The sequence below is a fragment of the Sphingomonas sp. genome (genome assembly GCF_039595165.1).
Classification (GTDB): Bacteria; Pseudomonadota; Alphaproteobacteria; order Sphingomonadales; family Sphingomonadaceae; genus Sphingomonas.
On the sequence record NZ_JBCNMA010000024.1, the window covers coordinates 1 to 18,319 of the forward strand.

The following is an 18,319-nucleotide window of genomic DNA, read 5'->3' on the forward strand; positions in this document are numbered from 1 at the left end:
CATTCAAGGAGCGACGAAATGATGTCCAGATCGATTGGCAAGACGGCGGGTGGCCTGTGGCTCGACGCGACCTGGCCCGAGCCGCGGCTGATCCCCGCCGATTCGCTGGCGCGCGCAGAGGCGATGGCGCGCGCGCTGCTGATCGCGGCCGACATCCATCCGATCAACAATCTGCGCGTGCTCAAGCGGCTCGAGGCGCAGTTCGGCGCCGACGAGGCGGCCAAGGCCGACTGGTATCGCCACTGGATCGCCGAGGGCTTCGCGGCGCTGGAGGCGATGGCGGGCGAGGGCCCGTTCCTGGGCGGCGACACGCCCGATGTCGGCGATGTGCTGCTGGTGCCGCAGATGTACAACGCCCGCCGCTTCGAGCTGCCGCTCGACGCCTATCCGCGACTGGTCGCGGCCGATGCCGCGGCGTCCGCGCTCGAACCTTTCGCCGCCGCGCATCCGGACCGGGCCAGGCCCGCATGAGGGCCGCCTGGGCCCTGCTGATCCTTCCCGTCCCCGCCGCCGCCCAGGAGATCGTGGTGACCGGGCAGGGCCTCGACGCGCCGCCGGGCGAGGCTGCCTATGCCGTGGCCGAGATCGATCGCGAGCGGCTGACGCAAAGCGCGAGCGGGCGGTTCGAGGACGTGCTGCGCGATGCCGCGGGCGCGGCGCAGTTCCGCCGCGCCGATTCGCGCTCGGCGCACGCGACGGCGCAGGGCATCACCTTGCGCGGCCTCGGCGGCAATGCATCGAGCCGGGCGCTGCTGCTGCTCGACGGGGTGCCGCAAGCCGATCCGTTCGGCGGGTGGGTGCCCTTTCCCGCCTATCTGCCCGAGCGGCTGGCCTCGGTGCGCATCACGCGCGGCGGCGGCAGCGGCTATCATGGCGCGGGCGCGCTGGCCGGGACGATCGAGCTGAGCAGCGCCGACGCGGACGCGCTGGGGCCGCTGGCGCTGACCGGCTTCTACGGCAGCCGCGAGTCGATCGACCTGGTCGCGACCGGCGGGGCGAAGCTCGGCGCGGGATCGCTGACCGTGGCCGGGCAGTTCGCGCGCGGCGACGGCTTCGTGCCGATCGTCGAGGAGGATCGCGGCCTCGCCGATCGCGCGGCGCCCTATCGCCAGGCCAGCCTCGCGCTGCGTTCGGTGGTCCCGGTAAGCGAGAGCGTCGAGCTGCAGGCGAACCTGTCGGGCTTCAGCGACGAGCGCGACCGCGGCACCGATTTCACGCCGATGACCAGCCACGGCGCGGATGCCAGCGTGCGGCTGGTCGGGCGCGGCAGCTGGCGCTGGGCGGCGCTCGCCTATCTCCAGCATCGCGATTTCTCGAGCGGGTTCGCCAGCATCGGTACCGGCCGCGCGACCGCCGCGCCCACGCTCGACCAGCATGTGCCGGCGACGGGCGCGGGGGCGCGGATCGAGGTGCAGCCGCCGCTGGGCGCGGGAACGACGCTGCGGCTGGGCGGCGACCTGCGCCACACCGCGGGGCGGACGCAAGAGCTCTTCACCTATGTCGCGGGCAACCCGACGCGGCGGCGCAGCGCGGGTGGGGAGACGCTGACCGGCGGGCTGTTCGCCGATCTCAGCCTCGAGCGCGGTGCGCTGACGCTGAGCGCGGGCGGGCGCATCGATCGCTGGACGATCGCGAACGGCGCGCTGTTCGAAGCGCCGCTCGCAGGCGGTGTGCCGCTCACCGACCTGTCCTTCGCCGATCGCAGCGGCTGGGAAGCCAGCGGCCGGGCCGGCGCGGCGGTGAAGCTCGCGCCGGCGGTGTCGCTGCGCACCGCCGCCTATACCGGGTGGCGGCTGCCGACGCTCAACGAGCTCTATCGCCCATTCCGCGCGGGTGCCGACGTCACCGCGGCCAACCCGCTGCTCGATCCCGAGCGGCTTGCGGGAGTCGAGGCGGGCATCGACCTGACCCCGTCGCCCGCGTTCAGCTTCAGCGCCACCGGCTACTGGAATCGTATCCGCGGCGCGATCGGCAACGTCACGCTGGCGACCGACCCGAATACCGGCGCGGCCTCCCGCCAGCGGCTCAACCTCGACGCGATCGTGGCGAAGGGGATCGAGGCCGATCTGCGCTGGCGGTCGGGACCATGGCGGGCGAGCGCCTCCTGGGCCTTCACCGACGCGCGGGTCGAGGCCTCGGGCACCGCCGCGCCGCTCGACGGGCTGCGGCCGGCGCAGGTCGCGCGGCACCAGGGGTCGGCGAGCCTCGGCTGGACGCGCGGTCGCGCCGGGGTTTCGCTCACCGCTCGCTATATCGGGCCACAGTTCGAGGACGACCAGAACGCGCGGACGCTAGCCGACGCCGTCACCTTCGACGCGCGAGCCGCGCTGCCCCTGACGGACGGCCTGGCGATCGAGGCGCGCGGGGAGAATCTGGCCGACGCACGGATCGAGACCGCGGTCACCGGCAACGGCATCGTCGAGCGCGCCGCGCCGCGTACCTTGTGGATCGGCTTCAGCTACCGGCCGCGCTGAGCCGCGAGCAGATCGAAAAGCTCGAGATAGGCATCGATCGGGTCGGGTCCGGTCTCGGGCCGCGGCGCCGGGCGTTGGCGCCCCGGCATGAGCCAATAGTTGAGCGCGCCGACCAGCCGCGCGCGGTCGCCCGGCGGCACGATCGTGCCGCGCGCGGCGCTATCGATAAGCTCGTGGATCGCCACGCTCGAATCGGTCGCGATCGCGGGGGTGCCGAGCGCGATCGCCTCGCGCAGCACCCCCGGGACGCCTTCGAACTCGCTGGTCAGCACCACCGCCGCGGCGCGTTCGATGGCCGGGAGCGGATCGGGCGCATGACCCGGCATCGACACGCGATCCTCAAGCCCCAGCCGCGCGACCAATCGCTCGAGCGCCTCGCGCTCCTCGCCTTCGCCGAGGATGACCAGCTTGACCTCGGGATCGCGCAGCCGCGGCATTGCGGTGATGAGCCGTTCCCAGCGTTTCTGCGGCGCGAGACGACCGACCCCGAGCAGGAAGCGCCCCTCGGGCAGCTGCGGCGGCGGCGCATCCGCGATCGGCTGCGCCGGGGGATTGGGGATGACATGGACTTGCGTGGGCGCGAGGCCCATCGCGCCGACCGCCTCGCCCGCCATCGCCGGGGTCATCGCCACCACCGCGTCGAGGAAGCGCGGATGCAGGCGCAGCCAGGCACGATAGCTCGCCCCGGCGCCGCGCCTGAGGTCCGGGCGGACCAGCGCGTTGGACACCTTGCCCACGATCGGCGGGCAGGCGCGGCCGAGCCTCGTGCGCAGCCAGAAGGCGGCGCCGGTATAGTGGTTGCCGGGGCAGAAGATCACGTCGGGCGCCAGCTCGCGGACGATCGCGGGCAAGCCGAACAGCGCGCGATAAGCGGTGCTGCCCAGCTCGCGCACCGCGACGCCGGCCGGGATTTCGTGCGCCAGTGCGCCGCCGCTGTCGCCAATCACGAGGGTCACGCGCCGCCCGGCCCTCGCCCAGCCGTCCGCCATGCGCAGCATCGCGCGTTCCACCCCGCCACCCTTAAGTGTCTGGGCAAAGCTCAGAATATGCGCTGCAGCGGGCGGATGATCGGGCACGGCGATCCGGCACGGGTTGAAGGCTGCCCTGCTAAAGCCCAAATCGGCCCCAGAAGAAACCGCATTCTGCTGCCACCGGGCGACGCGGCGTATTTTGCGTCCGTCACCCGGTGCGGCTAAAGGCGCGCGAAAAACATTACGCTCCCGGGAGAAGGGCACCAGATTGGCCTATGTTGAACCACCGGGAGCGCAGGCTTCGATGAATACGACCGTCGCAGATCCAGGGCCGATCCCCGCGGCGTCCGACATCGCCGGGCTGGAGCCGATCAAGAAGATCCGGAGCCGCTGGCCCGCGCTGCTCGGCGCCGGGCTGTCGCTGCTGATGATCGGTGGCCTCGCGCACGAGCTGCTCGACAAGGGGCTGACCGGCCTGTCGCAGACCGCGCCCGACACCTGGCTGTTCTACGTCTTCTTTGCGCTCATGTATCTGTGCGCGCCGACCTTCGACTATGTCATCTTCCGCCGGCTGTGGCGCATCCCGCTGCTCGGCGGCATGGTCGCGCTGCACCGCAAGCGCATCGCCAACGATGTCGTGCTCGGCTATTCGGGCGAGGCCTATTTCTACGCCTGGGCGCGCCAGCGCACCCGGATGGTGGCGGCGCCGTTCGGCGCGGTGAAGGACGTGTCGATCCTCTCGGCGATGGCCGGCAACGCGATCACGCTGGCGATGCTCGGGCTCGCGCTGCCCTTCGCCGCCGAGCTGCTGACGCCCGCGCAGTTCAAGACGGGGCTGGTCTCGGCCGGCATCATCGTCGCGATGTCGGTGCCGTTCCTGCTCTTCTCGCGCCGCGTCTTCTCGCTCGATCGCGGCACCTTGTGGTGGATCTTCGGCGTCCAGAACCTGCGCCTGATCGCCGGTTCGCTGCTGACCGCGCTGGCGTGGCATTTCGCGATGCCCGACGTCGCGCTCGGCATGTGGATCCTGCTCGCCGCCGCGCGCATGCTGGTGTCGCGCCTGCCCTTCGTACCCAACAAGGACCTGCTGTTCGCGAGCTTCGCGATCATCCTGATCGGCCAGGGCCAGGCGATGGCCGAGCTGATGGCGTTCATGGCCGCGCTCACCCTGCTCGTGCATGTCGTGCTGATCGCCGGCTTCGCGCTGCTGGGCTTCGTCAGGAAGGACATATGAGCGCACGCTTCGCCGTCCCTGCCGCCATTCTCCTCGCCCTCCTCGTCCCCGCAACGCCTGCCCCCGCGCAGTCGGTGCTGGGCGAGGATGCGGTGGCGTGCAACGGCGGCAACGGCGCGGCGATCCGCGTGTACGTCGCCGGCCTCAAGGACCGCAGCGGGCGGCTGAAGCTCGAGCTCTACCCGGCGAACGAGGACGATTTCCTCAAGGACGACACCAAGCTCAAGAACGAGGGCAAGTTCTTCCGCCGCATCTGGGCGACCACCCCGGCGAGCGGCGCGGTCACGATGTGCATCAAGGCGCCGCGTCCCGGCCGCTACGCCTTGCTGTTCACCCATGATCGCGACGGCAAGAACAAGTTCAACTTCTGGCGCGACGGCGTCGGCTTCCCGAGCAACCGCAAGCTCGGCCGCAGCCGCCCGAAATGGGAGGAAGCGACGATCAACCTGGGCGGCGGCGTCACCCGCGTGGCGATCCGCGCCCAGTATCTGCGTGGCTTTTCAGGCTTCGCACCCTATGACCCGAACGATTGAGGCAAGCGATGCGCATCGTCGACGTCAATGAATATTACTCGCCGACCGGCGGGGGCGTGCGCACCTATCTCGACCGCAAGATGCGCATCCTGGCCGAGCTCGGCCACGAGCTGATCGTCATCGCGCCATGGGACGAGGACCGCGTCGAAGACCGCCCCGATGGCGGACGCATCTATTGGGTCAAGTCGCCGCCGCTGATCCTCGACCGCAACTATTGGCTGTTCCGCGACGGCGGCCCGGTCTGCGCGCTGCTCGACGAGCTCAAGCCCGACGTCGTCGAGAATTGCTCGCCGTGGCGGCCCGCCTGGTTCATCGGCGACTGGAAGGGCGACGCGCTCAAGATCTTCTTCGCGCACAACGACAATATGGGCGCCTATCCGCACCGCTGGCTCGAGGGCATCGCCAGCCCCGAGCGGATCGAGCGCTGGTTCAGCTGGTACACGCGCTACATGGACAAGTTCCTGGGCAAGTACGACGCGTTCGTCACCAACGGCCCGGCGCTGGCCAAGCGCTATCGCGCGCGCGGGCTGCACGTCGATGCGGCGATGCCGCTGGGGATCGACCGCAACCACTTCTCGCCCGCGCTTCGCGACGAGAAATTGCGCGCGTCGATGCTCGCCCAGCTCGACCTGCCGCCCGAGGCGCATCTGCTGATCGGGCTCGGCCGGCACCACAAGGAGAAGCGCTGGCCGGTGGTGATCGATGCGGTCGAGCGTGCGGGTGCCGACATGCCGGTCGGGCTGATGCTGCTCGGCGACGGCCCGCAGCGCGCCACGCTCGAGCGCCAGATCGCCGGCAACAGCCATATCCGGCTGTTCCGCCCGGTGTATGAACGCGAGCGCTTCTGCCGTATCCTCGCCAGCGCCGACGCGCTGATCCACGGATCGGACCAGGAGCCGTTCGGGCTGGTCGCCTCCGAGGCGCTGGCCTCGGGCTTGCCGCTGATCGTGCCCAATGACGGCGGCTGCGCCGAGGTCGCCGATCCGCTGTTCTCGGAGACCTATCAGCCCAAGGATTCGAAGTCGGCCGCGGCGGCGATCCGCCGCCTGTTCGCGCGCGAGCCAGCGATCCTGCGCGCTGCCGCACGGCACGCCGCGGGGCAGGTGCTGTCCGACCACGACCATGCCGTCGCGCTGATCGAATATTATGAGGGCTTGCTCGCGGGCCGGCGGAGCGCGGTCGCCTGATGCCGGCCACGACGCCGGCGCGCTTCGCCTGGCACGCCGACAAGGTCGATACGACCCTCGCCTCGATCCGCTATCGCATGCTCCAGCCGCTGGCGGCGCTGCGGGCGCGCGGCGTGGCGATCGAGGCGTTCGATCCGGCGCGCGCGCCCGAGAGCTACGACGCGATCATCTTCTGCAAGTCGCAGGGCGAGCGCGCGGTCGAGATCGCCGCGGCGGCGCGCGCGGCCGGGCGGGCGGTGATCTACGACATGTGCGACAATCTGTTCGCCGCGCATCGCGTCGGCCATGCCTCGGCCGCGCGGATCGAGCGGGTGGGCAAGCTGCTCGGGTTGGCGACGCACACCACCTTCTCGACCGCGACGCTCGCCGCGCAGATCGCGGAGGAGGTGGCGTTCGATGCGCCGCGAACGGTGATCCCCGACGCGCTCGACGTCGCCACCCCGGCGGAAGCGTCGACACCGGGCCTGCGCGAGCGCTGGGAGCTGCGCCGTCTCGACCGCTTCCTCGAGCGGCATCGCGGCGCGCTCCATTGCGTCTGGTTCGGCAAGAGCCTCGGCCGCGTCTCGGGCTATGTCCATATCGACGAGGCGGTGGCACAGCTAGGCGAGTTCGCAGCGGCGACCGGCACGAAGGTGACGCTGACCGTGATCAGCAATGACCGGCTCGGCTTCTGGCGCGCGGCGCCGCGCTGGAAGCTGCCGCTTCACTATCTGCCCTGGACCCAGGCGACCGCATCGCAGGCGATCGGAGCGCACCGCGTCGCGGTGATCCCGCTCGAGACCAACACCTACACCGCCGGCAAGACGATGAACCGGCCGGCGACCGCGTTGCTGCTCGGGCTCGGCGTGGTGGCGGACGCGATCCCCTCCTATGAGGAACTGCGCCCGTTCCTGTCGCTCGACGACTGGCAGGGCGGCCTGGCGCGCTACCGCGACTGGTCGCCGGAGACGCAGGCGCAGATCGAGGCGGGGCGGCGCCACCTCACCGAACGCTACAGCGCCGATGCCGTGGCGGACCGCTGGGCCGGGGTGCTGCCCTCCTAATCCTCCCCCGCCAGGGGGAGGTGTCAGCGAAGCTGACGGAGGGGGAGGATGCTAGACGTCGGGGTTCCTCCCCCTCCGTCGCCTTCGGCGCCACCTCCCCCTGGCGGGGGAGGATTGAAACCTGACCTCACACCCGGTTGGGATAGAGCGGGACGATATCGACCGGGATCGCCTGCATCGTGCCGATCACCGCCTTGGCGTGATCGTCGAGCACCGCCCATTTCGCCATGAACGCCTTGACGCCGGCATAGTCGCCATTGCCCTGCAGCACGATCATGTCGCGCAGCAGGTCGCGGAGGCCGGCCTCGAACCTGGCGTCGTCGATGCGGTAGCGCCCGGCCTTCTCGTCCCACGCGAACGCGCCCTTGGCCTTGAGGTATCCATACTGCATCGCCGCGCCCTGGCCGTGCGCCTCCTCGATCCCGAAGCGCATCGCGCGGAAGGTGCCGGTGAGATAGGTGGCGAAGAGCTGCGACTTCTCCGCCACGGGCAGCTCGCCCTTCCGCATCATGAACAGGATGTTCCAGGCGCCCATCACATCGGCCTTGGCTTCCTCGAGCCCCGAGGCCTGATCCTTGAGCGCCTCGCTCACCGTGGTCTTCTGGCCGTTGACGGTGATCGTGCCCGGCCCGAGGCTGTGCGACAGTTCGTGGAACAGCGTCTCGAGCTGCATGTACTTCTTGGCGACGAGCCTGGCCTGGTCGGGCACCAGCACCAGCGGCGCCATCGGCGCGAGGATGCGCTCGTACTTGGCGCCGAGCACGTTGGAGAGGATCACCTTCTTCGCGCCCTTGGCCTCGCGCACGCGCTCGTCATTGGGCAGGTTGAAGGCGATGGTCTGCACGCCCGGGACGTTGTCGCCGCCGCCGCGCACCTGTTCGGCGACCGCGATCGGGCTCTCGAAGCCGCGCTGGAAATTCTTGTACTTTTCCTCGACCGGCAAATTGGCCTCCATCGCGCGGAGATAGCCCTTGTACTTGTCGAGCGCGGCCGACTCCTTGGGGTCCTTGAGCGTGACGAAGCTCTCGAACGCGGTCTTCTGGCCGTGGAGCCGGTCGGTGTAGACTTCGTAAGGCCCGATCGCGACCTCGATCGGCGTGTCCTTCAAGTCCATCCAGGCGAGTTCGGACTCGAAATAATCGTCGGTCAGGAAGGCCTTGGCGCGCAGCGTCAGGAATTTCTTGAGGCTGGAATTGGTGGTGATCGCCGCCGCTTCGTTGAGGAGCCGCGCCGCCTCGGTCAGCTCGGTCTTGAACGCGACCGAATAGGGGATCGCCTTGAGCTTGGCGCCGTCGCGCACGACGATCGTATAGGGGCTGGTCAGCGCCGCCTTCTCGCCCGGGTTCTTGGCGAGATAGGCGTCGAACGCCTCCTTGGTCAGGTCCGCCGGATAGAAGCCCGCGCCCGCCGGCATCTTCGCGTCGCCGAAGAACGGGCGGTTCTCGGCGAGATCGTCCCACGGGCCGTAATAGCGGTCGTACATCTCGAGCGGCAGCCCGCCGCCGGCCTTCTCGATCGCGGCGCGCGTCTGCTTCCAGTTGGCGTCGCGCTGGGCGCGGTAGATCAGCGACATCTGCTCCGACGCCTGGATCAGCAAGTTGACGACCTTGCGCTCCTCGTCGGTGAGGAAGCTCGTGTCGGGCTTCATCTCGATCACCGCGAGCTTCGCCTTCTGTGCGGCGAGGTCATAGCCCTCGGCATCCGCCGCAGCGGTGGCGTTGTTGCCCGCCGATGGGGCCTGGTTGCAGGCGGCAGTGGCGAGAAGCAGCGCGGCGAGAGCGGTTTTGCGCATCGGTAACTCCTGAAACCTTCTGGTTGCGGCAAGCTCTAGCCCTGCGAAGATGAACTGTCACGAACCGGCCATATGCGCGAGCCAGGGACGCAGGGAGGGAGACCCGCCATGACCATCCGCATCGATCGCCGCTCGTTCGTTCTCACCGGCACGTTGGGCCTCGGCGCCTGGGCGGTGCCAGGCTTCGCGCAAGGGCCGAACTGGATCGTCGACGGCTTCACCCATTCGGTGGCGAGCGGCGAGCCGGGGCCGGACTCGATGCTGCTCTGGACTCGCTATGTCGGCAAGGGCGACTCGGCGAAGCTCAAGGTCGAGGTCGCCGAGAGCGCCGACTTCGCCAAGATCGTGGCCGGCGGCGAGGCGATCACCGGCCCGTGGCGCGACTGGACGACCAAGATCGTCGTCACCGGCCTCAGGCCGGGCACCCGCTATCACTATCGCTTCGTCGCGCCCGACGGCAGCTTCTCGCCGGTCGGCCGCACGCGCACCCTGCCGGACGGCGGCGCGTCGCGCTTCGGCATCGCGATATTCTCCTGCTCCAACCTCGGCTTCGGCTATTTCAACGCCTATGGCCATGCCGCGGCGCGCGACGACATCGACCTCGCGGTGCATCTCGGCGACTATATCTACGAATATCAGCAGGGGAATTATCCGGCGCTCGACCAGGTCGTCGCCAACCGGCTGCAGCTCCCCGCAACCGAGATCCTCCACCTTGCCGACTATCGCCTGCGCTATGCCAGCTACCGCCGCGATCCCGACCTGCAGGCGCTGCACGCCGCCAAGCCGATGCTGATCCAGTGGGACGATCACGAGTCGGCGAACGACAGCTGGGAAGGCGGCGCGCAGAACCATACCCCCGGCAAGGAGGGCGACTGGAGCCTGCGCCGCGAAGCCGCGATGCAGGCGTGGCGCGAATGGATGCCGGTCTCGGACGAGCCGTGGAAGGCGTATGAGATCGGCGGGCTCGCGACGCTGTTCCGCACCGAGACCCGGCTGCTCGGGCGCACCAAGCCCTCGTCGGCCGCGCCTCTGTTCGGCGCCGCCGATCCGGTCGCGGCGCTCACCGCGTTCCGGGACGGGGCGTGGCAGGACCCGGCGATGACGATGATGGGCTGGGAGCAGGAAGCCTGGCTCGGCGCCGAGCTCAAGCGTTCGGTCAAGGCCGGCACGCGCTGGCAGTTGGTCGGCTTCGGCACGATCATGGGCAAGCAGGTCGCGCCCAAGCAGGCGATGGAATGGCTCAAGCCCGACGCCTCGGATTTCTCGAAACGCTATGTGCAGGCCGGGGTGACCATGGCCTCCCTCGGACTGCCGATGAACCTCGACAATTGGGGCGGCTATCCCGCGGCGCGAGCGCGTTTCCTCAGGGCGGCGCAGGCGGCCAGCGCCAATCTCGTGGTGCTCGCCGGCGACAGCCACAATGCCTGGGCATACGACCTCGCGCAGGACGGCAGGCCCGCCGGCGTCGAGTTCGCCGGGCAGGCGGTGACCTCGCCCGGCTACGAAAGCTCGATCGGCGTGGACCCCAAGATCGTCGCCCGCGCGCTGGTCGAGACCAATCCCGAGCTCAAATGGTGCGACACCTCGCGCCGCGGCTATATGGCGCTGACGCTCGCCCCGGACAGCGTGCGCAACGACTGGCTGTTCGTCGACACGATCAAGCAGCGCACCACCGCGGCGAGCATCGGCCACAGCGCGACGGTAAGCCGCGGGCGGAATGTGATGGCCTGAGATATTCAAATCCTGCCCCGCCAGGGGGAGGATGCCAAGCAAGCGTTGGGGAGTCCTCCCCCTCCGTCGCGCTGCGCGCGCCACCTCCCCCTGGCGGGGGAGGATTCAAGGCCTAACCCTCCAGGCTCTTGCCGACCTGCTCGGTCATGTCCTTGCTGATGCCGGGCGCGGCGAGGATGCGCTCGAGCTCGGCGCGCATCTTGGCGGCCCGCCCCTCGTCGAAGCGCTTCCAGCGACCGAGCGGCGGGACCAGCTTGGCCGCGGTCTGCGGGTTGAGCTTGTCGAGCACGATGAGCTGGTCGGCGACGAAGCGATAGCCGCGCCCGTCGCCCGAGTGGAAGGCGCGCTGGTTGACCGCGAACGCACCGACCAGCGCGCGCGCGCGGTTGGGATTGGCGAGGGTGAAGTCGGGATGCTGTGCCAGCGCCTCGACCGCTTGTGCGGTATCCTCGCGCGTCGAGAGCGCCTGGGTCTGGAACCATTTGTCGAGCACCAGCGCATTGTCGGCATAGCGATGATAGAAGATGTCGAGCGCCGCCTCGCGCTTGTCCGAGCGGCTGTTGACCAGCGTGGTGAGCGCACCCTGGCGGTCGGTCATGTTGTCGGCCGCCTCGAACTGGCCGAAGGCGAGCGCCGGACCATCCGCCGCACCGCTCGCGTTGATATAGCCGAGCGCCACCGTCTTGAGCCGCCGTGCGCCCTTGCCCGCCGGCGAATATTCGAAGCGGTTGGCCTTCACCGCTTCGTACGCCCCGCGCCACTGCTGCTCGAGCGCCTTGCCGAGATCGCGGCGCAGCGCCTCGCGCTTCTGGAAGATCAGCTCGGGATCGACCACGGCGAGCTGGTCGCCGATGAAGCTGTCCGAAGGCAGCAGCACCGCTTCGGCGACGAAGGCGCGATCGAGCGCGGCATCGGCAAGCGTGTTGGCGACCGCCTCGATCACCGGGCCGTGGTCGGCGCGGCCCTGGCTCACCGCGGCGACCAGCGTGTCGAGCATCAGCTGCTGCATCGCCTCGTAGCGCGCGAACGGATCGTCGTCATGCGCCGAGAGGAAGGCGAGGTCGGCGGCGCTGCGGTTGGTGTCGACGATCACCGGCGCGGAGAAGCCGCGGTTGATCGACAGCACCGGCGGTTCGGTCACGCCATCGAAGCGCAGCTCGGCGGTGCCGTCCGACAGCAGCACGAGCTGCTCCTCGCCGAACGGCGTGGCGGTCTCGCCGCCGAACAGCTTGAGCTTGAGCGGGAGCACCATCGGCGCCTTGTCGGGCTGGCCCGGAGTCGGCGGCACGTGCTGCGCGAGCTTCAACAGCGCGCGGCCGTTGCCCGGCTCGTGCGTCATGGTCGCGGTGACTCGCGGCGTGCCGGCCTGCGAATACCAGCGGCGGAATTGCGCGAGGTTGACGCCGCCGGCCTCTTCCATGCACGCGACGAAATCCTCGCACGTCGCGGCGGTGCCGTCGAAACGCCGGAAATAGAGGTCGGTGGCGGCGCGGAACTTCTGCGGACCGAGGATCGTGGCCATCATGCGGATGACCTCGGCGCCCTTGTTGTAGATCGTCGCGGTGTAGAAGTTGCTGATCTCGAGATATTCGTCGGGGCGCACCGGATGCGCGAGCGGCCCGGCATCCTCCGGGAATTGCGCGGCGCGCAGGCCGCGGACGTCCTCGATCCGCTTGACCGCGGCGCTGCCCTGGTCGGCAGAGAAGCTCTGGTCGCGGAAGACGGTGAAGCCCTCCTTGAGCGAGAGCTGGAACCAGTCGCGGCAAGTCACGCGATTGCCCGACCAGTTGTGGAAATATTCGTGCGCGACCACCGCGGCGACCGCGTCGTAATCATAGTCGGTGGCGGTATCGGGATCGGCGAGGATGTAGCGGCTGTTGAAGATGTTCAGCCCCTTGTTCTCCATCGCGCCGAAGTTGAAGTCGTCGACCGCGACGATGTTGAACACGTCGAGGTCGTATTCGCGGCCATAGACCTTCTCGTCCCACGCCATCGAGAGCTTGAGCGCGTGGAGCGCGTGGTCGGTCTTGGGCAGATCCTTCTCGCGCACCCAGATGCCGAGCTGTACCTCGCGCCCCGACAGGGTGGTGAAGGTGCCGCGATTGGCGGCGAGGTCGCCCGCGACCATCGCGAACAGGTAGCAGGGCTTGGGGAACGGGTCGTGCCACTCGGCCCAATGCCTGCCCGCGCCCGCGTCGCCCTGCGCGACCGGATCGCCATTGGCGAGCAGCACCGGGAAGCGCGCCTTGTCGGCGGTCATCCTCACCCGGTATCTGCTCAGCACGTCGGGCCGGTCCGGGAAGAAGGTGATGCGGCGGAACCCCTCGGCCTCGCATTGCGTGCAGAGATTGCCGCCCGATGCGTAGAGGCCCATCAGCTGCGTGTTGCGCTCGGGCGCGAGCTCGACCTCGGTCTCGACGATGTGATGGTCGCCGGGCAGCGCGATGACCAGCGCCGCGCCGTCCAGCTCATGGGGATGCTCGGCACCATCGACCTTGACCGCGAGGGGCGTCAGACCGTCGCCGTCGAGGCGCAGCACGCGGTCGTGCGCGCCGTTGCGCTCGACGGTCAGCGTCGCCTTGACGTGGGTACGGACCGGATCGAGCGCGAAGTCGAGTGCGATCTCGGGCACCAGCCAGTCGGGAGCGCGATAGTCTTCGCGGCGGGTGACATGTGGCGTAGCGGCGAGAGCGTCGATCATCGGGACAGCCTATAGTGAGGCGCCGGCGCGCGACGCCACGGAAAATTGCATTGCGGTGTGTCGCCGGGATGCTACGCCTCGCCGCACGATTTGTTCAACGAAAGTCCCCGAATGCTGCGTCCGACGCTCACGCTCGCCCTGCTCAGCCTCGCCATCGCCGCTTCCGCGCAGGAAGCGAAGCCCGAGACGGCCACACCGGCTCCCACCGCCGCCGAGACCAATGCCTTCGTCAACGCGCCCCTCCCCGCCGATCAGGCGGCGATGAAGGCGCATGTCATGTTCCTCGCCTCCGACGCGATGCAGGGGCGCGAGGCGGGCACCAACGAGTACGAGATCGCCGCGCAATATGTCGCCGCGCAATTCTATGCCGCCGGGCTCAAGCCCGCGGGCACCGAGGGCAGCTATCTCCAGCCGGTGCCGCTGCTGAGCTTCCGCCCCACCGACAAGGGCACGCTCACCGTGACGCGGGCCGGCGCGGCGCCGGTCAACCTGGTGTTCGGCGAGGACTATATTCCCGGCGGCAACCCCGAGAAGGAAAGCACGGTGCTCGATGCCGGCGTGGTGTTCGCGGGCTATGGCATCGTCGCGCCGCAGCACAAGCGCGACGACTACAAGGGGGTGGACGTCAACGGCAAGATCGTCGCGATTTTCGCCGGCGCGCCGGGCGGCTTCGACGGCGAGGAGCGCGCGCATTTCGGCAGCAATTCCAACAAGGCGGCGATCGCGGCGAGCAAGGGCGCGGTGGGCGTGATCATCCTCGAGACGCCGGCCTCGGCCAAGGTGCGGCCCTTCTCGCGCCTCACCGACGTATGGGACGAATGGCGCATGACTTGGGCCAATGCCGACGGCACCGGCCATCTGCCCGCCAAGGGTACGCCGACGGTGGCCTCGATCAGCATCAAGGGCGCGGCCAAATTGTTCGGCGGCGACAGGGGCTGGGCGGCCGCGGTCAAGGCGGCGGATGCGGGCAAGCCGGTGGTGGCGCCATTCGCGAGCGGCGCGAAACTCGCCGTCGCGCTCAAAACCGAGCGCAAGACCGTGACCAGCAGCAACGTCGCGGGGATCATCCCGGGCAGCGACCCCAAGCTCAAGGACGAGGTGGTGGTGCTTTCCGCGCATCTCGATCATGTCGGGGTCGGCAAAGCCGACGCGCGCGGCGACACGATCTACAATGGCGCGATGGACAACGCGATGGGCATCGCCTCGCTGATCGAGGAGGCCAAGCGCTTCCAGGCCTCGGGCAAGCCGCCGCGCCGCTCGGTCATGTTCCTTGCCGTCACCGCGGAGGAGAAGGGGCTGATCGGCGCCGATTACTTCGCGCACAACCCGACCGTGCCCAAGGCCAACCTCGTCGCCAACGTCAATCTCGACATGCCGGTGATCACCTACAAGTTCGAGGACATGATCGCGTTCGGCGCGGCGCGCTCGACGCTGGGCGAGACGGTCAAGCGCGCGACCGCCACGGTCGGCGTCGGCGTCGGGCAGGATCCGATGCCCGAGCAGGGCTTCTTCGTGCGCTCGGACCATTACCGGTTCGTCCAGCAGGGAATCCCTTCGGTGTTCCTGTGGCCGGGCATGGCGGGCGTCGGCCGGCCGGCGTTCGACGAGTTCCTGGCGAAGCATTACCACCAGCCATCGGACGAAGTGTCGAACAAGGCGATCCTGTGGGACCAGGGCGTGCGCTTCATCGAGGCCAACTACGCCATCGCGCGCGAGATCGCCGATGCCGACGCGCGGCCGGCATGGAACAAGGGCGACTTCTTCGGCACGCTTTACAACGGATATGGCGCGAAGTGAGCGCCTAGCCGTGTCGGCATCCAGCGGTTGCCGGTCGGGCCCAGTCCTCCCCCGCCAGGGGGAGGTGGCAGGCGTAGCCTGACGGAGGGGCGGATGCGATGAAGAAGGCCGGGGAGTCCTCCCCCTCCGACGCCTTCGGCGCCACCTCCCCCTGGCGGGGGAGGATCTTGTAGTTGCGCTTGTTTGTCTTCGGCCTTGGTTATAGCGCGTCGAACATCGCCGAGCGCCTGCCCGGCGCGCGGATCGCGGCGACGGGGAGCGCGGGCGGGATCGCCTTCGACGATGCCGAGCGCGTGCGCTTCGAGCTCGCCAATGCGACGCACATCCTCTCCTCGGTACCGCCGGGCGAGGACGACCCGGTGCTCATGGCCTATGGCGATGCCTTGGCGGAAACGGGGGCGTGGCTCGGCTATCTCTCGTCGACCGGGGTCTATGGCGATACCGGCGGTGCGTGGGTCGACGAGAGCGCGCCAACCGGCAGCGGACGGCGCAGCGCGCGAGCGGCGGCGGATGCGGCGTGGCTGTCGTTGGGCGCGCGGGTGTTTCGCCTGCCCGGCATCTACGGTCCCGGCCGCTCGCCGCTCGACCGTATCCGTGCGGGCGAGGCGAAACGAATCGACGTCCCGGGCCAGGTGTTCAGCCGGGTCCATGTCGCGGACGTCGCCAGCGGCGTGATCGCGGGATTCGATGCGCCGCCGGGCGCCTATAATCTCGCCGATGACGAGCCCGCGCCGCAGAGCGAGGTGATCGGCTTCGGCTGCCGGCTGCTCGGCTTGCCGGTGCCGCGGCTGATCCCGCTCGCCGAGGCGAACCTTTCAGGCCCTGCCCGCGCCTTCTATTCGGAGAATCGCCGCGTCGCCAACGGCAAGGCCAAGCGCATCCTCGGCTGGCGCCCGCTCTACCCGGACTACCGGTTGGGCCTGCGCGCCCTCAGCGCCAGCACCAGCCCCGCGCCCGCGAGCAGCGCGCCCGCGGCCGCCAGCCACGACCAGCGATAGCCTTCGAACACCGTCGAGAGCAGCATCGCCAGCACCGGGATGATCACGCTCGAATAGGCCGCCTTGGCCGGGCCGATCTTGCGCAGCACGCTGAAATAGAGCGGGAACGACACCGCCGAGCCGAGGATGCCGAGATAGAGCACGCCGGCGATATAGCTTAGCCGCGTGTCGAACACCGGCGGGCCGGTGGTGATCCAGGCGAAGGTGCCGTCCATCGCCGCGCCGAGCAGCATCGCCCAGCCGAGCATCGTCGCCATCGGATAGCGTTTCGCGGCCTCGCTCGCCTGCATGACGTTGGCGGTCGAGGCGGACAGCACGCCGAGCATGGTGAGGCCGATGCCGAGATAGACCTCACCGCTCGCCGCCGGATCGCGGCGGATCTCGTGCAGGAACAGCAGCGCCACCCCCGCCATCGCGATCAGCGAGCCGATGACGAGCTGGCGCCCGAGCCTTTGCCCGAGGAAGATGCGCGCCAGGATCGCATTGGGCACCAGCAGCAGCGCGAACACCACCGCGACGAGGCCGGAGGTGACGTGCATCTCGGCGCGGTAGACGAAGTTGAAGTTGAGCACGAACTGGAACAGGCCGAGCAGCACCGCGAAGCGCACGCCGCGCGCGTCGAGGCCGAGCGGCTGGCGGGTGATCGCCGCCCAGGCCAGCATCGCCACCCCCGCGACCAGGAAACGATAGGTGACCGACCAGGTCGGCGGCACCGTGCCGAGCTGGCCGGTGATGACGATCCAGGTCGAGCCCCAGATCAGCGTCACCGCCGCGAAGGGCAGCAGCACCGCGAGCCGCGCGGAATTGGGCGCCGCCGCCTCGCTCACAGCGCTGCGATCGCCTCGGCGAGCGGCCGGACCGCGGCCTCGTCCTGGTCCCAGGAGACGACCAGCCGGATCTCGCCCGGCCCCCAGTCGTAGAAATCGAAGCCGCGCGCGCGCAACGCCGCCGCCTCGTCCGGCGTCACGTTCAGGAACACCGCATTGGATTCGACCGGATGCACCAGCCGGTCCTTCGCCGCCTGCCCGAGCAGCGCGGCCCCGGCATTGGCGGCACGGGCATTGCGCAGCCACAGCTCGTCCTCGAGCATCGCGAGCAGCTGCGCGGCGAGAAAGCGGCCCTTGGATTGGAGATGCCCGGCGCGCTTGCGGCGGATCCGCGCGGCGTCGGCCAGATCGGAACGGAAGAAAACGAGCGCCTCGGCGCCCATCCCGCCATTCTTGATGAAGCCAAAGCTCAGCGCGTCGACTCCGGCGCGCCAGGTGAGATCGGCCGCCGAACAGCCGAGATGCACCACCGCATTGGCGAAGCGGGCACCGTCCATGTGCAGCCCGAGCCCGCGCTGCCGGGCGAGCGCGCCGATCGCCGCGACCTCGTCCGGCGCATAGACCAGACCATATTCGGTGGCGTCGGTGATCGAGACCGCGTGCGGCTGCACCCAATGCACGCCGGGCTTGATCGCGTCGATCACGGCGCGGATCCCATCCGGCGTCAGCTTGGCGCCCGGCCCTTCGGCGAGCAGCAGCTTGGCGCCGTGCGTGAAGAATTCGGGCGCGCCCGCCTCGTCGGCCTGGATATGCGCCTCGCGGTGGCACACCACGCCGCCATAAGGCGGGCAGAGCGCGGTCAGCGCGAGGCAGTTGGCGGCGGTGCCGGTCGGCACCCACAGCACCGCGACCTCGGTCTCGAACAATTCGGAGAAGCGCGCGTCGAGCGACTGGCTCAGCGCGTCGCCGTCATAAGCGGTGTCCTGGACATTCGCGGCCGCCAGCGCCGCCATCACCTCGGGGCAGGCGGGTGCGGCATTGTCGGAGAAGAAGCGCATGGCGCCACATGCGCTTGGCGATTCGCGCCGTCA

The 18,319-nt window shown here is 69.4% G+C and carries 14 protein-coding genes; 9 read left to right on the top strand and 5 right to left on the bottom strand.

The features are described from left to right. Nucleotides 1-21 precede the first annotated feature (21 nt). Together ABDV68_RS06475 and ABDV68_RS06480 are read left to right on the top strand one after the other, a co-directional pair. Complete coding sequence (locus ABDV68_RS06475; RefSeq protein ID WP_343518916.1) at nt 22-471, top strand: hypothetical protein; 450 nt, start codon at nt 22-24, stop codon at nt 469-471. After that, a complete protein-coding gene (locus tag ABDV68_RS06480; RefSeq protein ID WP_343518918.1) occupies nt 468-2,474 on the top strand; it encodes a TonB-dependent receptor in 2,007 nt (668 codons plus the stop codon). The genes ABDV68_RS06475 and ABDV68_RS06480 overlap by 4 nt, the downstream gene beginning before the upstream one ends. On the opposite strand, the gene ABDV68_RS06485 is transcribed toward ABDV68_RS06480, so the two are convergent. Next, on the bottom strand, nt 2,459-3,484 hold the full coding sequence (locus tag ABDV68_RS06485; RefSeq protein WP_343518919.1) for a glycosyltransferase: 1,026 nt from the start codon (nt 3,482-3,484) through the stop codon (nt 2,459-2,461). The genes ABDV68_RS06480 and ABDV68_RS06485 overlap by 16 nt on opposite strands. 265 nt (nt 3,485-3,749) lie before the next feature. On the opposite strand from ABDV68_RS06485, the gene ABDV68_RS06490 reads away from it, so the two are divergent. From ABDV68_RS06490 to ABDV68_RS06505, 4 genes are read left to right on the top strand one after another with little or no spacing between them, the layout of a single operon-like run. Further along, nucleotides 3,750-4,679: a hypothetical protein gene (locus ABDV68_RS06490; protein ID WP_343518920.1), complete on the top strand. Its 930-nt coding sequence runs from the start codon at nt 3,750-3,752 to the stop codon at nt 4,677-4,679. Continuing rightward, nucleotides 4,676-5,212: a DUF2141 domain-containing protein gene (locus ABDV68_RS06495; protein WP_343518921.1), complete on the top strand. Its 537-nt coding sequence runs from the start codon at nt 4,676-4,678 to the stop codon at nt 5,210-5,212. Before ABDV68_RS06490 ends, ABDV68_RS06495 begins: the two co-directional genes overlap by 4 nt. An 8-nt stretch (nt 5,213-5,220) precedes the next feature. Beyond that, nucleotides 5,221-6,399, top strand: a complete 1,179-nt coding sequence (locus ABDV68_RS06500) for a glycosyltransferase (RefSeq protein WP_343518922.1) — start codon at nt 5,221-5,223, stop codon at nt 6,397-6,399. Continuing rightward, complete coding sequence (locus ABDV68_RS06505) at nt 6,399-7,442, top strand: hypothetical protein (protein ID WP_343518923.1); 1,044 nt, start codon at nt 6,399-6,401, stop codon at nt 7,440-7,442. The genes ABDV68_RS06500 and ABDV68_RS06505 overlap by 1 nt, the downstream gene beginning before the upstream one ends. Nucleotides 7,443-7,569: 127 nt before the next feature. Here ABDV68_RS06505 and ABDV68_RS06510 read toward each other — a convergent pair whose 3' ends face one another. Further along, on the bottom strand, nt 7,570-9,234 hold the full coding sequence (locus ABDV68_RS06510) for a hypothetical protein (protein WP_343518924.1): 1,665 nt from the start codon (nt 9,232-9,234) through the stop codon (nt 7,570-7,572). 108 nt (nt 9,235-9,342) lie between these two features. Here ABDV68_RS06510 and ABDV68_RS06515 point away from each other — a divergent pair, with 108 nt between their 5' ends. After that, the gene (locus ABDV68_RS06515; RefSeq protein ID WP_343518925.1) at nt 9,343-10,965 is read left to right on the top strand and encodes an alkaline phosphatase D family protein; all 1,623 of its coding nucleotides are present in this window, start codon (nt 9,343-9,345) and stop codon (nt 10,963-10,965) included. 112 nt (nt 10,966-11,077) lie between these two features. Here ABDV68_RS06515 and pepN read toward each other — a convergent pair whose 3' ends face one another. Next, nucleotides 11,078-13,666 carry an aminopeptidase N gene (gene pepN, locus ABDV68_RS06520; protein WP_343518926.1) on the bottom strand — a complete coding sequence of 863 codons (2,589 nt, stop codon included), beginning with the start codon at nt 13,664-13,666 and terminating at the stop codon, nt 11,078-11,080. A gap of 111 nt (nt 13,667-13,777) precedes the next feature. Between pepN and ABDV68_RS06525 the strand changes: the two genes are divergently transcribed. Next, the gene (locus ABDV68_RS06525) at nt 13,778-15,463 is read left to right on the top strand and encodes a M28 family metallopeptidase (protein WP_343518928.1); all 1,686 of its coding nucleotides are present in this window, start codon (nt 13,778-13,780) and stop codon (nt 15,461-15,463) included. Nucleotides 15,464-15,636: 173 nt separating this feature from the next. Then, the gene (locus tag ABDV68_RS06530) at nt 15,637-16,461 is read left to right on the top strand and encodes an NAD(P)-dependent oxidoreductase (protein WP_343518930.1); all 825 of its coding nucleotides are present in this window, start codon (nt 15,637-15,639) and stop codon (nt 16,459-16,461) included. Here ABDV68_RS06530 and ABDV68_RS06535 read toward each other — a convergent pair. Continuing rightward, the gene (locus ABDV68_RS06535; RefSeq protein WP_343518931.1) at nt 16,371-17,288 is read right to left on the bottom strand and encodes an EamA family transporter; all 918 of its coding nucleotides are present in this window, start codon (nt 17,286-17,288) and stop codon (nt 16,371-16,373) included. The genes ABDV68_RS06530 and ABDV68_RS06535 overlap by 91 nt on opposite strands. Further along, on the bottom strand, nt 17,285-18,286 hold the full coding sequence (locus ABDV68_RS06540; protein WP_343518933.1) for a beta-eliminating lyase-related protein: 1,002 nt from the start codon (nt 18,284-18,286) through the stop codon (nt 17,285-17,287). Before ABDV68_RS06540 ends, ABDV68_RS06535 begins: the two co-directional genes overlap by 4 nt. Nucleotides 18,287-18,319: the final 33 nt, after the last annotated feature.